Consider the following 13,064-nt stretch of genomic DNA (forward strand, 5'->3'; position numbering starts at 1 on the left):
ATTCCTGCCGTGCGTCAATACAGCTTCGACCATTTATGTGATCGACACCTCTTGCGTAAGGGGCTGCCGGGATGAGCGGGCCACGCGAGGGCGAGGGCGTGCGCAGGAACCGCCGCCCGCAGCAGCTGCTGCTGGCCTTCCTCGGTTCGCTGGTGCTCGACAGCGACTGCCCCCCGCTCAGCACGCGCGTGTTCCTGCACGTGCTCGGTGACCTCGGCGTCGCCGAGGCGGCAGCCCGTGCCACGCTCGCGCGCATGACCCGCAAGGGGATGCTGGAGCGTACGCAGGAAGGCCGCACGGCCAGGTACGGGCTCACCCCCGCCGCCGAGAAGCTGCTCAGGCAGGCCAAGGAACGGGTCAACTCTCCCCGGCCGTTCACTCACGCCGACGGGGAGTGGACGCTGCTGAGCTACTCGATGCCGGAAAGCAGGCGCGACCTGCGCCACCAGATCCGTGCCCGGCTGGCGTGGGCGGGCTTCGGCGGGCTGCGTGACGGGCTGTGGATCGCGCCGGGCAGGGTCGACATCGCCGAGGTGTTCGCAGGCGAGCAGTTCGCCGAGGTGACCGGTGTCGCCGACGCGTTCCTTGCCGCACCGATGAGCGGCACCGACGTCAGCGCCCTGCTGCGCAAGGCATGGGACATCGAAGCGATCCGCGCCGAACACGAGTCTTTCATCGCCGCGTGGCGATCTGACCGGGGCAGGAAGGGCCGCTGGATTCCTCGGCTGACGCTGCTGGGTGCCGACTGGCTGCAACTGCTACGCACCGACCCGGGATTGCCCGCGTCTCACCTGCCCGGCGACTGGCCCGCTCCTGACTCGGCCGAGTTGTACCGGGAGCGTTTCGACGAACTGGAACCGCACGCCTCGGCGTGGCTTCGGGAACTGCTGCAGTCCGACGCCGGTCGCCGCTGAGAGGCTCGCCTGCTACCTGCTACCTGCCGCCCGGCGACCTGCTGCTGCTACGACGTCCAGCCGGTCTCGTCGGCCCACCGGCCCGCTCGCTCGAACGCCGCGCCGATCCAGCCCTGCTTCTCGGCCGCGTAGTGCTCGGTGGTGCCGTCGGCGGCGTGTTTGCCCGCCAGCGCACGCTTCAGCTCGACGTAGCCGTCGCGTTCGTCGGGGTTGGCACTCAACCAGTCGCGAAACAGCAGCGCCAGCCGCCATGCCGGGTTGGTCGTGGCGCGCACGTGCAGGTTCACCGGCCTGCCGGGGTCGGCTCCGACGTGTACCCGCTTCTCCCACCGGCCGGGTTCTGCGTGCGCCTCGTCGAACCACTGCCCGCTCATGGGCGGGAACCCGGCATCGGCGAGCGCGTCGGTCAGCGCGTCGGCTTCGTCCAGTGTGGACACCGTCAGTTGGAGGTCGAGCACGTCCTTGGCGAGCAGCCCCGGCACCGCCGTGGAACCGATGTGGTCCACCCGCAGTGCCCGCTCCCCTGCCGCGAGCCTGATCCGGGCCAGCGCCCGCTCGGCCTGCCTCGGCCAGCTGGGGTCGGGCTCCACCAGCACCGGTGAGGCGGGCCTGCGCGGCCTGCGCAACCGCAGGTTCGCCTCGAACGGGACGAGCCGGTCGGCCCACAACGCGTCCACCTCGGCCAGTACGACGTCGCGCGGGCCACCGTTGTCCAGCCACACGTCGGCGACCGCGCGCCGTTGCTCGGTGTCCGCCTGTGCCGCGATCCGGGCGCGGGCGTCGTCCTCGGCCATGCCCCTCGACTCCACGAGGCGGCGAACCCGTACGTCCTCGTCGGCGTCCACGACGATCACCAGGTGGTAGGCGGGCGCGAGATTGCCCTCGACGAGCAGCGGGACGTCGTGCACCAGGACCGCGTCGGGTGCCGCCGCAGCCATGAGTTCGGCGGTGCGGGCCCCGATGCGCGGATGCACGATCGAGTTGAGTCGCAGCCGGGAGTCGTCGTCGGCGAACGCCTTCGCGGCCAGCGCCTGCCGATCCAGCGCACCCTCGGAGGTGAGGATGTCGGGCCCGAAGGCGGCGACCAACTCGGCCAGCCCTTCCGTTCCCGGCTCGACCACCTCCCTGGCGATCCGGTCGGCGTCGATGAGCACGGCGCCGTGCTCGGCCAGCCGTGCGGCGACGGTCGACTTGCCCGCGCCTATCCCGCCGGTCAAACCCACTCGCAGCATGCCCGCATTGAACCAGCCGCCCCCTCCACCACCGAGACCGCCCGCGAGTCCCCCGCTCCCGCCCGCGAGTTCTGCGCTCTCGCCCACGAATTCCCTGTTCCCGCCCGCGAGTTCTGCAATCGCCAGATGCGGGCACCGACGCAAACGGCGGTGGCCCCGGTTCACCGAAGAACCGGGGCCACCGCCGTCAGTCGCTGCTCAGTAGCAGACCGGGTGAGGCTCACGCACCGCCGGAGAGCTTCTCCCGCAGAGCCGCCAGCTGCTCGTCGCTGGCGAGCGTTCCACCGCTGGCCCGCTGCTCCTGCTCGGGCTGCGCGGAGCTGTAGTTCTGCTCACCGCCCGCGTTGCCACCCTCGGCGGCCGCGGCCGCGTTGGCCTGCGCGGCCTCGGCGACCTGACGCATGTGCTGCTCGTAGCGAGCATGCGCCTCGGCGTACTGCTTCTCCCACTCCTCACGCTGCTTGTCGTAGCCTTCCTGCCACTCCTGCGTGTCGGGGTCGAAGCCCTCGGGGTAGATGTAGTTGCCCTGCTCGTCGTACTCGGCGGCCATGCCGTACTGGGTCGGGTCGAAGTCGGAGTCGGAGGTGAAGCCCTCGTTCGCCTGCTTCAGCGACAGCGAGATCCGGCGCCGTTCCAGGTCGATGTCGATGACCTTGACCATGACCTCGGTTCCGACCTGCACCACCTGCTCGGGGATCTCCACGTGACGCTCGGCCAACTCGGAGATGTGCACCAGACCCTCGATACCCTCCTCGACGCGAACGAACGCGCCGAACGGGACGAGCTTGGTGACCTTGCCCGGCACGATCTGCCCGATCGCATGGGTGCGGGCGAACTGCCGCCACGGGTCTTCCTGGGTGGCCTTCAGCGAAAGCGAGACGCGCTCGCGGTCCATGTCGACGTCCAACACCTCGACGGTGACCTCCTGGCCCACCTCGACGACCTCGCTGGGGTGGTCGATGTGCTTCCAGGACAGCTCGGACACGTGGACCAGACCGTCGACACCGCCGAGGTCGACGAACGCACCGAAGTTGACGATCGACGAAACGACGCCCTTGCGGACCTGGCCCTTGGCGAGCGCGTTGAGGAACTCGCTGCGCACCTCGGACTGGGTCTGCTCCAGGTAGGCCCTGCGGGACAGCACCACGTTGTTGCGGTTCTTGTCCAGCTCGATGATCTTGGCCTCGAGTTCGCGGCCCACGTAGGGCTGCAGGTCGCGCACGCGGCGCATCTCCACCAGCGACGCAGGCAGGAACCCGCGCAGGCCGATGTCCAGGATGAGGCCGCCCTTGACGACCTCGATGACGGTGCCGCTGACCGGCTCGTCCTTGTCCTTGAGCTCCTCGATGGTGCCCCAGGCGCGCTCGTACTGCGCGCGCTTCTTCGACAGGATCAGGCGGCCTTCCTTGTCCTCCTTCTGCAGAACAAGGGCCTCCACCGCGTCACCGACGGCGACAACCTCTGCCGGGTCGACATCGTGCTTGATGGACAGCTCGCGGGAGGGGATGACACCCTCGGTCTTGTAGCCGATGTCGAGCAGCACTTCGTCGCGATCGACCTTGACGATGGTGCCTTCGACGATGTCGCCATCGTTGAAGTATTTGATTGTCTTGTCGATAGCTGCGAGGAAGTCTTCCTCCGTCCCGATGTCGTTCACGGCGACCTGCTGCGCCTGTGGGGCGGACGTCGGGGCGGTGGTGGTGTCGATGGTCATTAGGTGGGTTGCTCCGGTAGCGGCTGGGGTCTCGTAGGCTTTGCGGTTTGCGTAGCGCGTCGTGGGCAGAACGGCGATCGCTGTGCAATCGTTCGATCAAGAACGGCCGCGAGCATCACCAGTGCGCGACCCCGGAGTCCCAGCATGCGTTCCGCTGGGTCGAAGGCAGCGCGGACCCACTGCGCTTACAACTATCCTACGCGGTCACACCGCGGCCACACAATGAGGGGCCACGCCGGGGCGTGAGGCGACCGAGAAGGAGAATAGCGCCGTGTCCGATTCCGTACCAGGCTCCCGGCACGCGGACGCCGAGAGCCTGCTCGGCACCGCGCGGGTGAGCCACCGGCCGGTCGGATCGGCGGAGGCCACCTCGGCGAATCGGGCCTGGTGGGACGCCGATGCCGAGGCCTACCTCGCCGAGCACGAGGACTTCCTCGGGCAGGTCGACTTCGTGTGGTGCCCCGAGGGACTGCGCGAAGCGGACGCCGGGCTGCTCGGCGAGGTCACCGGCAAGGACGTGCTCGAGGTCGGCTGCGGGTCCGCTCCCTGCGCCCGCTGGCTGGTCGCGCAGGGCGCGCGGGTGGTGGCCTTCGACCTTTCCTGCGCCATGCTGCGCCACGCGGCCGAGGCGGACGCGAGCACCGGTCTGCGCCCCGCGCTGCTGCAGGCCAGCGCCGAGCGGTTGCCGCTGGCCTCGTCCCGCTTCGACGCGGCCTGCTCGGCCTTCGGCGCGGTACCCTTCGTCGCCGACCTCGACGCGGTGTTCGCCGAGGTCGCGCGCGTGCTGCGACCGGGAGGGCGCTGGGTGTTCGCGGTGACCCACCCGATCCGGTGGATCTTTCCCGACGATCCGGGTCCGCTGGGGCTGACCGCCGCCCAGCCGTACTTCGACCGCACGCCCTATGTCGAGGTGAACGAGGACGGCGACGCCACCTACGTCGAGTACCACCGCACGGTCGGTGACTACGTGCGCGCGCTCGACCGCGCCGGACTGCGGCTCGTCGACCTGGTGGAGCCGGAATGGCCGGTCGGGCACACCAGAGTCTGGGGCCAGTGGAGCCCGCTGCGGGGACGGCTGTTTCCCGGCACCGCGATCTTCAGCACCGTGCTCGGCCCGTGATCCGGTCCGCCGCTCGGCGCTGCCCTGCCGGGTGAACACGGTTGCCGCACCATGGCCTGCCCGGCGCCAGCGCACCGGGTGGCCGTCAGTACCGGTGCGCGGGCCTGCGCCCGCCCACCTGATGCAGCGACGACGGCTTGCCGAGCAGGGCCCGGTCGACCGCGTCGAGCACCGCGTCGACCACTTCCCGCCTGCCCAGTGCACGGTCGGTGTCGCGCTCGGAAACCTCGCCGAACAGCACCTGCTGTGTGGGGTGGTCGCCGAGCAGTGGCTCGGGCTCCGCGATGCCGTGCGCCAACTCGGCCAGCGGCCGCACCTCGACCACCGGTGCGCCCGCGGCGAGCATCGGTTCCACGGCGGTCAACACCGAGCGCCGGTACGACTCGTGCACCCAGCTCACCAGCAGCTCGGCGGGCGCGGTCAGCGCGGTCCGCACGGCGGCGGCCAACTCGACCGGCCGGTCCCAGTCCGCCCGCGTCCAGATCGCCCTTCCCGTGGCCTCGCTGTCGGTGACGGGAATCGGGTGGTATCGCCGACACGGAAGCACGACCCGCCACCCTTGGGCGACGAGTCGTGCGGCCGGTTCGCTGAGCATGCCGGACCCCGCCATCAGCAACGCGTTACGGTCCGCCATGCCCGCTGATTACCCAGTCGGGTGATGTCTCATTCCTTGGCCAACTCCTAGGCGCTGACCTGCCGGTTGACCGGATTCATCCAACCGCCACAACGCTGTGGCCACGGCGAGGACTGGCACACTCGATCCAGCAGACGCTGACAGTCGTCGGTGCAGAACTCGCCCCACCGCACCGAGGTGAAACCGCCGGAAGCGCCGCGGTCGCCGCACAGGGTGAGCACCGCCTGGCCGAGATCGTGCTGGGTGCACGCGGCCGGGGCAGCGGGCGCCTCCACCGTGCTGGGCAGTTCGATGCAACTGGTGTCCACTTCCGAGAACAGTGGCTGCTCCAGCTCGCCCAGGTCGACGCAATCACGCTGGGCCTGGGCTGCCCGAGCCTGCTGTTCCGCGGTGCCCGCCGCCGAGCTCATGGCGGTGAGCGCGAAGATCGCGGCCAGCACGGCCGCGACGAGAACCCCGATCCTCCACACCTTCTTCATGAATCCTCCGATCCGAGACAGCGTTTGAACGGCATGTCGGTACCGGAGTTGTTTGCCCGACCTACGGCAACCGAAGCCAAGGTGCTCGCATCGGGTGACTCGCTTGTTCGGCGACGACCGGCGCGGCCGGGCGAGTATCGGGCGAGTGCCTAGTGCGCCGCGTCGTTCCACGACCGGCCGAAGCCGACCGAGACCTCCAGCGGGACGGCCAGTTCGCAAGCCGCGCCCATCTCCTTGCGCACCAGTGTCTCGACATCGGCGTGCTCGTTGTCGGCGACCTCGAGCACCAGTTCGTCGTGGACCTGCAGCAGCATCCGGCTGCGCAGCCCGGACTCGCCGAGCGCGCGGTGCACCCCGAGCATCGCGACCTTGATGATGTCGGCGGCGCTGCCCTGGATGGGCGCGTTGAGCGCCATTCGCTCCGCCATCTCGCGGCGCTGCCGGTTGTCGCTGGTGAGGTCGGGCAGGTAGCGGCGGCGACCGAAGATCGTTTCCGTGTACCCGATCTTGGCGGCCTTGTCCACCACGGTGTGCAGGTAGTCGCGGACCCCGCCGAACCTGGCGAAGTACTCGTCCATCAGCCCGCGTGCCTCCTCGGTGGAGATACGCAACTGCTGGGACAGCCCGTACGCGGAAAGGCCGTAGGCGAGCCCGTAGTTCATCGCCTTGATCTTCGCCCGTTGCTCGCTGGTCACCTCGCCGGGTTCGACACCGAACACGCGGGCAGCCGTCGCTGCGTGGAAGTCGAATCCGGACTGGAACGACTCGATCAACGCTGCGTCGGCCGACAGGTGCGCCATGATGCGCATCTCGATCTGGCTGTAGTCGGCCGTCATCAGCTCCGAGTAACCGGGGCCGACCACGAAGGCCTCCCTGATCCGGCGCCCCTCGTCGGTCCTGATCGGGATGTTCTGCAGGTTGGGATCGACCGACGACAGCCGCCCGGTCGCGGCGATGGTCTGGTGCAGCGTGGTGTGGATGCGGCCGTCGTCGGCGATCGACTTGATCAGACCCTCCACCGTGCTGCGCAGCCTGGTGGCGTCGCGGTGTTCCAGCAGGTGCTCCAGGAACGGATGCTCGGTCTTCTCGTACAGGGTTTGCAGCGCGTCGGCGTCGGTGGTGTAGCCGGTCTTGGTGCGCTTGGTCTTCGGCATGCCCAGCTCGTCGAACAGCACCACCTGCAGCTGCTTGGGCGAGCCCAGGTTGATCTGCTTGCCGATCACCTGGTGTGCCTGCTCGGTCGCCTGCTTGACTCGGGCCGCGTAGTGGGCTTCGAGCGTGGTCAGCGCGTCGGCGTCCACCGCGATGCCCGCCGCCTCGAGTTCGGTGATGACGGCCAGCAGCGGCAGTTCGATCTCCTCGAGCAACTTCGCCGCGCCGATCTTGCCGAGTTCGTCCGACAGTGTCGCCGCCAGCTCCGCCACCGCCCTGGCCCGCACCAGCTCGCCGTGCACGAGTTGGGTGTCGGCATCGTCGGTGTCGAGCAGGGACAGCTGGCCGCCCTCGCCGGAACCCTCGGAGCGCAGCTCACGGCGCAGGTAGCGCAGCACCAGGTCTTCCAGCTCGAACGAGCGTTGCCCAGGGCGCACCAGGTAGGCGGCCAGTTCGGTGTCCATCGCCAGCCCCGCCAGAGTCCAGCCCCTTGCCAGCACGGCGTGCAGCGGCACCTTCAGCGCGTGGCCGACCTTGCGAACGGTTCCGTCGGCCAGCCATGCCACCAGTGCCTTCTCGTCGCGTTCGGCCAACTCGGCGACCGCGACGTAGGCGCCTTCGCCGTCGGGCGCGGCCAGCGACAGCGAAAGCAGGTCGGAGTTCACCGACGCGCCCGTGGTCCGCAGCGACAGCCCCACCGTGCCGCCCGCACGGGCATGCCGGTCCAGCCAGTCGCCGAGCGTGCCAGGCTCCAGCGCGCCACCCGAGACCTCGAAACCCTCCTCGGCCTCCGGTTCGGCGCTGGACAGCGTGGCGAACAGCCGGTCGCGCAGCACCCGGAACTCCAACTCGTCGAACAGCCGGTGCACGGCGTCGCGGTCCCACGGCCGCACCGCGAGGTCTTCCGGCGCCGTGTCCAGCGGCACGTCCCTGACCAACTCGGTGAGCTGACGGTTCAGCAGTACCGCGTCGAGGTGAGCCCGTAACGCGTCGCCGACCTTGCCCTTGACTTCGTCGACCCGGTCCACCAGCTCACCGAGGCTGCCGAACTGCTTGATCCACTTGGCGGCGGTCTTCTCCCCCACGCCGGGGATTCCCGGCAGGTTGTCGGACGGGTCGCCGCGCAGCGCGGCGAAATCCGGGTACTGCGACGGCGAGAGACCGTACTTCTCCAGCACCGCGTCGGGGTCGAAGCGCACCAGGTCCGAAACGCCCTTACGCGGGTACAGCACCGTGACCGAGCCGTTCACGAGCTGCAGGGTGTCGCGGTCGCCGGTACAGATGAGCACCTGAAACTCCGGCGTCGCCTGCGTGGTCAGCGTGGCGATGATGTCGTCGGCCTCGAAGCCTTCCTTCTCCAGCACCGGGATCGCCAGCGCCGCCAGGATCTCCTTGATCAGCTCGACCTGGCCCTTGAAGTCGTCCGGGGTGGTCAGCCGGTTGGCCTTGTAGTCGGCGAAGGCCTCGGAGCGAAACGTCTTGCGCGAGACGTCGAAGGCCACGGCCACGTGCGTCGGACTCTCGTCTCGCAACAGGTTGATCAGCATCGAGGTGAACCCGAACACCGCGTTGGTCACCTGCCCTGTGGAGGTGCGGAAGCGGTCGGCAGGCACCGCGAAGAAGGCCCGGTACGCCATCGAGTGCCCGTCGATGAGCAGCAGCCGGGATGTGTCGTTGGCTACGGAGGTGTTCTGCTGGGGGCTCACGAACGTGAGTCTAGGGTGAGGGTCGGACAGTCCCGCCTGTCGTGTCGAACAAGGAGCAGTGGGTGACCGAGCACGTGTCCGAAGAGCAGATCCGCGAGCAACTCGCGGGGATCAACCCCGAGGTCGCGGAGCAGCAACTCAACGACAAGGTCGGGCTCACCTTCGTGGAACTGAGTGCGGAGCGGGTGGTGGGCACGATGCCGGTCGCGGGCAACCTCCAGCCGTACGGGCTACTGCACGGCGGCGCGAACGCGGTGCTGGCCGAGGCGCTCGGTTCGACCGTCGCCGCGCTGAACGCGGGCGCGGGCCGCGCCACCATGGGGTTGGAACTGTCCTGCACGCACCACCGCGCCGCGGTGAAGGGCCTCGTCACCGGAGTGGCCACCCCGCTGCACGTGGGGCGCGGCACCATCACCGCCGAGATCGTCATCACCGACGAATCCGGCAGGCGGACCTGCACCGCCCGGCTGACCTGCATCGTGCGGGACAAGCCGCCGACCGGCTAGCGCGGGGCCGGCTCGCCGTCGTGGACCTCGACCTCGCACAGGTGCGCGCGTTCCTCGCCGCGGCCGAGTCGATGAGCTTCACCGGCGCGGCGCGGCGACTGCACCTGAGCCAGCAGGCACTGTCCAAACGGATCAGCAGACTGGAGAACGCCCTCGGCGTGGCGCTGTTCGTACGCAGCAACCGCACGGTCGAACTCACCGACGAGGGAAGGCGCTTCCTGCCGCACGCGCGGGGACTGCTGGAACGTGCCGACGCGGCGGTGGCCGCGCTGTCCGAAACCGACACACCCGTACGGCTGGATCTCCTCGACAACCGGCTCTCGCCGATGTTCCTGCTACGCAGGATGGCCGAGCGGGACGACCAGCTACGGGGCACCCGTGGCTGGCGGGGCGGGCTCGGCAACGCGATCGGTCCATTGCTGCGCGGCGAGGTGGACGCCGCTTTCGGACGGGTGCACGACCTGGACCGGGAACTGCCCTCGGAGCTCACCCACCGGCTGGTGCGGCTGGAGCCGCTGGTCGCGCTGCTCGCGCCCGAGCACCCGCTGGCGCGGCACGACGAGTTGACCATGGCCGAGCTGCGGGAGGAGGGCATCTGGCTGCCGTCGCTGGCGGGGCCTGCCGAGTGGCTGGGTTTCCTGCGTCGCATGAGCGAGCGATTCGGTGTCCCGCTGGACGGATCCGGCATCAGCTACGACCTGCGGCACACCCTCGAGCAGACCCGCTACGACAAGCTCAGGGTGACTCTGGCCGGTGCCGACATGGAGTTGTCGCCCGACCTCGACCTGCGGGGGTGCTGCCGTTTCGGCCCGTGCCGCTGTTCCCGTGGTCGATCGTGTGGCGCAAGGGCAGGCCTCGCCCGGCGCTGGCCAGGCTGTTGGAGCTGGCCGAACGAACGAGCCGGGCCGAGGGATGGCGCGAGCACGACCCGGCCCGCAGCTGGCTACCCGACGTCAACCAAGACGGGCGCGAAACCATTCGGTGACCTCGGCATCCACGGCCGCGGCATGCTCGGTCTGCGGGGCCTGTTCGACACCAGGCTCCTCGGCCAACGCGTGCTCCATTCCGGGAATCACCACCAGCCGGGCACGCTCACCCAGCGCGTCGCGCAGCGCCGAGGCGGGTTCGCGAAACGCGACGTCGTCGCGCTCGCCGACCACGAGCAACACATCCACGAAAAGCTCTTCGGCTCTGCGCACGAAGTCGTATCGGTGCGCGACCGCCCGCGACCGCCCGCTCCAGTGGTAGGTGACTCCGTAGTTGCGTTCGTTCGCCGCGACGGCGGGCGCCAGCTGGGTGACCGGACTGACCAGCGCGGCGGCGCGGACATCGACGTCCTGGCGAGCCGTGACCTCCAGTGCCACCGTCGCACCCGCCGAACCACCGAGCACGCCGACCGCGGTGTCCGCCACCGAAAGCCGCTGCCGCAGTTCGGCCACCACCGCGGGAAACTCCGCCGCAGCCTGCTCGGTGACAGGTTCGGCCACGTTGAGCACGTAATCCTGCGTCGCGAGTCCGAAGAACTCCTCCTCACCCCCCGCCGGTGCGCGTTCGCCGGACATCGGCAACCCGAGATACACCCGCCACGCGGACAGCCCCGCCATGGGAAGCGCGGCCGACATGGCTTGCTCGCTGCGCGGCGGGGACATCAGATGCCATGCCACGACCAGTGGCGCGGCGGTCCGGTCGTCAGCGGGAGGGAGTGCCACGAACGGCACACCCGCCGCCGTTCCTCGCATCGATCCACGGTCACGCATCGCGGGTCCTTTCGTCGCTCGGCTGTCGTACCCCAGCAGACCCACCTGCCGTTGCCGTGTCCAACAGCCATGACGGCGCCGGTCACACCCAAGGGTTGTGGCTCGTGGCCGCCCGCGGCTTCGACATGTCGCAGTCGGCCGATAGCCTTGCGTGATGGCGAGCGAGGACACCATGGTGGCAGGCGAGTTCCGACGTTGGGCGCGGGCCGCGGGCCGGGAGCCGGGCGCCGCGGAAACGGTCCTGGAACTGCTGTCCATCGAGTTCGGGGTCGTCGACCCTGGCGAGCTCGAGGCGGGCGACCTCCCGGACTTGCTGCTCGATGTCTGCCCGGACGAGGTCGATCCCGAGCGGATCCCCGATGTGCTGCTGGCCGTGTACGGGTTGCTGGACTTCGCGGTGGACACCGGCAGGCTGACCAGCGAGCAGGCGCTGGGGCTGCGGGGCGAGGTCGACGAGGTGGCCCCGACGGTGCTGACCGCGGGCGCGGACGACGCCGAACTGTTCGCTGTGGACGACGAACTCACCGAGGCGGAGCTGGCCGCACTGGACGGCATGGACGACGAGCTCGACCTGCGGGAGGTGTTCGGGCTGCCCGGCAGGCTGCCACCGCTGCGGCTGCCGGGCGAGCACGAACTCGCGCGTGCGGCGAGGTCCAGCCCGCTGCTCGACCGTGCCCGCCGGTTCGCGGCCTGGGTCGGCGAGGGTAGGGAGCTGGCCGACGGCGGGGATCTGCCCGCCGACGACGCCGCCGCGGCCGCGAAGGACCTCGGCGTGGACCTCGCCGAGCTGGCGCAGTTGTGGGACCTCGGCGAGGAGGTCGGGTTTCTCGAGGTCGGGGTCGACGCGGTGGCCGCCACCGAGGAGGTGGAGGGCTGGGTCGAGACCGACGACGACGACGTGCTGCAGCTGTGGCAGTTCGCGCTTGCCTCGCTGCTCGGCCGCAGCCTGCTGACCGACCAGGAACAGGCAGCCGACAGCAGGCTGGAGTTCTCGGCGGCGGGGCTTTCCTTCATGGCCCTGTTCCTCGCGCGCGAGGTGGGAATGCCATCGGCCGAGCTGAGCGCACTGGTCCGCGAGGCGGCGGTGGCCGACCTGCCGCAGGCCGAGGCCGACGGGGCGTGGCAGCAGTGGGTGCGCGACCACGGCGACCCCGCGACCGTGTTGTACCGGCGGCTGGCAGAACTCGGTGCTGTCGAGATCGACGGCGAGGTCGTGCGGCTGACGCCGCTGGGGCTGCACGCCATGTGGGAGCAGGTGTCCCAGTCCGGTGTCGAGGTGCCGTTGCTGCCTCCCGTGGCGGAGATGACGGCGGCCGATGTCGTGTCGGTGGGAGCGGAAGGCCGTGAGGAGTCGCTGGACGCCGAGTGGGAGCCATGGCTGGCCTCCCGCGAGCCGCAGGCCGCGGCACGCGAGTTGCTCGAGGTCGCCTCCGCCGCGACGCAACCGTGGACCAGGGTCGCCGCGACGGCATTGGCCGCGCGCCTCGGCGAAGCGGCGCTCGACGGCTGGCGCGCGGCGCTGGACGACCCCGCACTGCGGCCCTACTCCAAGCAGGAGCTGGCGGAGCTGGTCGGAGCCGCTCCGGAACTGGAGTTGCAGCCGGACGACGTCGCATGGCTGCTCGCCGACTCGCTCACCGGTGTCGACGAAGCCTACCGGCCGCAGGAGTTGGCCGACTACCTTGCCGAATCCGTGCCTGAGGACGCCGAGGAGGTGTTCGAGCGGTTGTGGCGGCTGGACCACCCCGGAGCGCACGAGGCGCTGACCCTCATCGGCCGCCACCACCCGGACAAGAAGGTGGCCAAGGCGGCGAGGAAGGCGGCCTTCAAGGTGGTCGATCGCTGAACCG

Annotated in this window: 10 protein-coding genes and 1 pseudogene; 5 read left to right on the forward strand and 6 right to left on the reverse strand. The window is 69.8% G+C overall.

Translation table 11 applies throughout. From position 1 onward, the window contains the following. The first annotated feature begins 71 nt into the window (after positions 1 to 71). On the forward strand, positions 72 to 914 hold the full coding sequence (locus SACMADRAFT_RS17300; protein ID WP_009155125.1) for a PaaX family transcriptional regulator: 843 nt from the start codon (positions 72 to 74) through the stop codon (positions 912 to 914). Positions 915 to 961: 47 nt separating this feature from the next. On the opposite strand, the gene coaE is transcribed toward SACMADRAFT_RS17300, so the two are convergent. Together coaE and rpsA are read right to left on the reverse strand one after the other, a co-directional pair. Then, on the reverse strand, positions 962 to 2,146 hold the full coding sequence (coaE, locus tag SACMADRAFT_RS17305) for a dephospho-CoA kinase (protein ID WP_040925747.1): 1,185 nt from the start codon (positions 2,144 to 2,146) through the stop codon (positions 962 to 964). Between the two features lie 220 nt (positions 2,147 to 2,366). Next, positions 2,367 to 3,860: a 30S ribosomal protein S1 gene (gene rpsA, locus SACMADRAFT_RS17310; protein ID WP_009155127.1), complete on the reverse strand. Its 1,494-nt coding sequence runs from the start codon at positions 3,858 to 3,860 to the stop codon at positions 2,367 to 2,369. 271 nt (positions 3,861 to 4,131) lie between these two features. Here rpsA and SACMADRAFT_RS17315 point away from each other — a divergent pair, with 271 nt between their 5' ends. Next, complete coding sequence (locus tag SACMADRAFT_RS17315; protein ID WP_009155128.1) at positions 4,132 to 4,980, forward strand: class I SAM-dependent methyltransferase; 849 nt, start codon at positions 4,132 to 4,134, stop codon at positions 4,978 to 4,980. Positions 4,981 to 5,065: 85 nt separating this feature from the next. On the opposite strand, the gene SACMADRAFT_RS17320 is transcribed toward SACMADRAFT_RS17315, so the two are convergent. The 3 genes from SACMADRAFT_RS17320 to polA all read right to left on the reverse strand — a co-directional run bounded on the left by SACMADRAFT_RS17320 (position 5,066) and on the right by polA (position 8,951). Further along, on the reverse strand, positions 5,066 to 5,614 hold the full coding sequence (locus tag SACMADRAFT_RS17320) for a hypothetical protein (RefSeq protein WP_009155129.1): 549 nt from the start codon (positions 5,612 to 5,614) through the stop codon (positions 5,066 to 5,068). Between the two features lie 47 nt (positions 5,615 to 5,661). Beyond that, positions 5,662 to 6,093 carry a hypothetical protein gene (locus tag SACMADRAFT_RS17325; protein WP_009155130.1) on the reverse strand — a complete coding sequence of 144 codons (432 nt, stop codon included), beginning with the start codon at positions 6,091 to 6,093 and terminating at the stop codon, positions 5,662 to 5,664. A gap of 149 nt (positions 6,094 to 6,242) precedes the next feature. Continuing rightward, complete coding sequence (gene polA / locus SACMADRAFT_RS17330) at positions 6,243 to 8,951, reverse strand: DNA polymerase I (RefSeq protein WP_009155131.1); 2,709 nt, start codon at positions 8,949 to 8,951, stop codon at positions 6,243 to 6,245. 62 nt (positions 8,952 to 9,013) lie between these two features. Between polA and SACMADRAFT_RS17335 the strand changes: the two genes are divergently transcribed. Next, entirely contained in the window at positions 9,014 to 9,457 is a 444-nt protein-coding gene (locus SACMADRAFT_RS17335; RefSeq protein ID WP_009155132.1) for a PaaI family thioesterase, read from the forward strand. Between the two features lie 71 nt (positions 9,458 to 9,528). Next, positions 9,529 to 10,005 (forward strand): annotated as a pseudogene (locus tag SACMADRAFT_RS30985) (LysR family transcriptional regulator); the annotation flags it as partial. A 405-nt stretch (positions 10,006 to 10,410) separates the two neighbouring features. Here SACMADRAFT_RS30985 and SACMADRAFT_RS17355 read toward each other — a convergent pair. Beyond that, positions 10,411 to 11,214, reverse strand: coding sequence for an alpha/beta hydrolase family protein (locus SACMADRAFT_RS17355; RefSeq protein WP_009155134.1), 804 nt, complete (start codon positions 11,212 to 11,214; stop codon positions 10,411 to 10,413). Between the two features lie 154 nt (positions 11,215 to 11,368). On the opposite strand from SACMADRAFT_RS17355, the gene SACMADRAFT_RS17360 reads away from it, so the two are divergent. Then, positions 11,369 to 13,060 carry a hypothetical protein gene (locus tag SACMADRAFT_RS17360; RefSeq protein WP_050998145.1) on the forward strand — a complete coding sequence of 564 codons (1,692 nt, stop codon included), beginning with the start codon at positions 11,369 to 11,371 and terminating at the stop codon, positions 13,058 to 13,060. The last annotated feature ends 4 nt before the right edge of the window (positions 13,061 to 13,064 follow it).

Origin of the sequence: Saccharomonospora marina XMU15 (assembly GCF_000244955.1) — a bacterium.
GTDB lineage: Bacteria > Actinomycetota > Actinomycetes > Mycobacteriales > Pseudonocardiaceae > Saccharomonospora_A > Saccharomonospora_A marina.

What these genes read in the sequence shown, in the direction of transcription:
- SACMADRAFT_RS17300 (WP_009155125.1), top strand. Translation starts at nt 72, where the DNA reads ATGAGCGGGCCACGCGAGGGCGAGGGCGTGCGCAGGAACCGCCGCCCG.
- coaE (WP_040925747.1), bottom strand. Translation starts at nt 2,146, where the DNA reads ATGCTGCGAGTGGGTTTGACCGGCGGGATAGGCGCGGGCAAGTCGACC.
- rpsA (WP_009155127.1), bottom strand. Translation starts at nt 3,860, where the DNA reads ATGACCATCGACACCACCACCGCCCCGACGTCCGCCCCACAGGCGCAG.
- SACMADRAFT_RS17320 (WP_009155129.1), bottom strand. Translation starts at nt 5,614, where the DNA reads ATGGCGGACCGTAACGCGTTGCTGATGGCGGGGTCCGGCATGCTCAGC.
- SACMADRAFT_RS17325 (WP_009155130.1), bottom strand. Translation starts at nt 6,093, where the DNA reads ATGAAGAAGGTGTGGAGGATCGGGGTTCTCGTCGCGGCCGTGCTGGCC.
- SACMADRAFT_RS17355 (WP_009155134.1), bottom strand. Translation starts at nt 11,214, where the DNA reads ATGCGTGACCGTGGATCGATGCGAGGAACGGCGGCGGGTGTGCCGTTC.
- SACMADRAFT_RS17360 (WP_050998145.1), top strand. Translation starts at nt 11,369, where the DNA reads ATGGCGAGCGAGGACACCATGGTGGCAGGCGAGTTCCGACGTTGGGCG.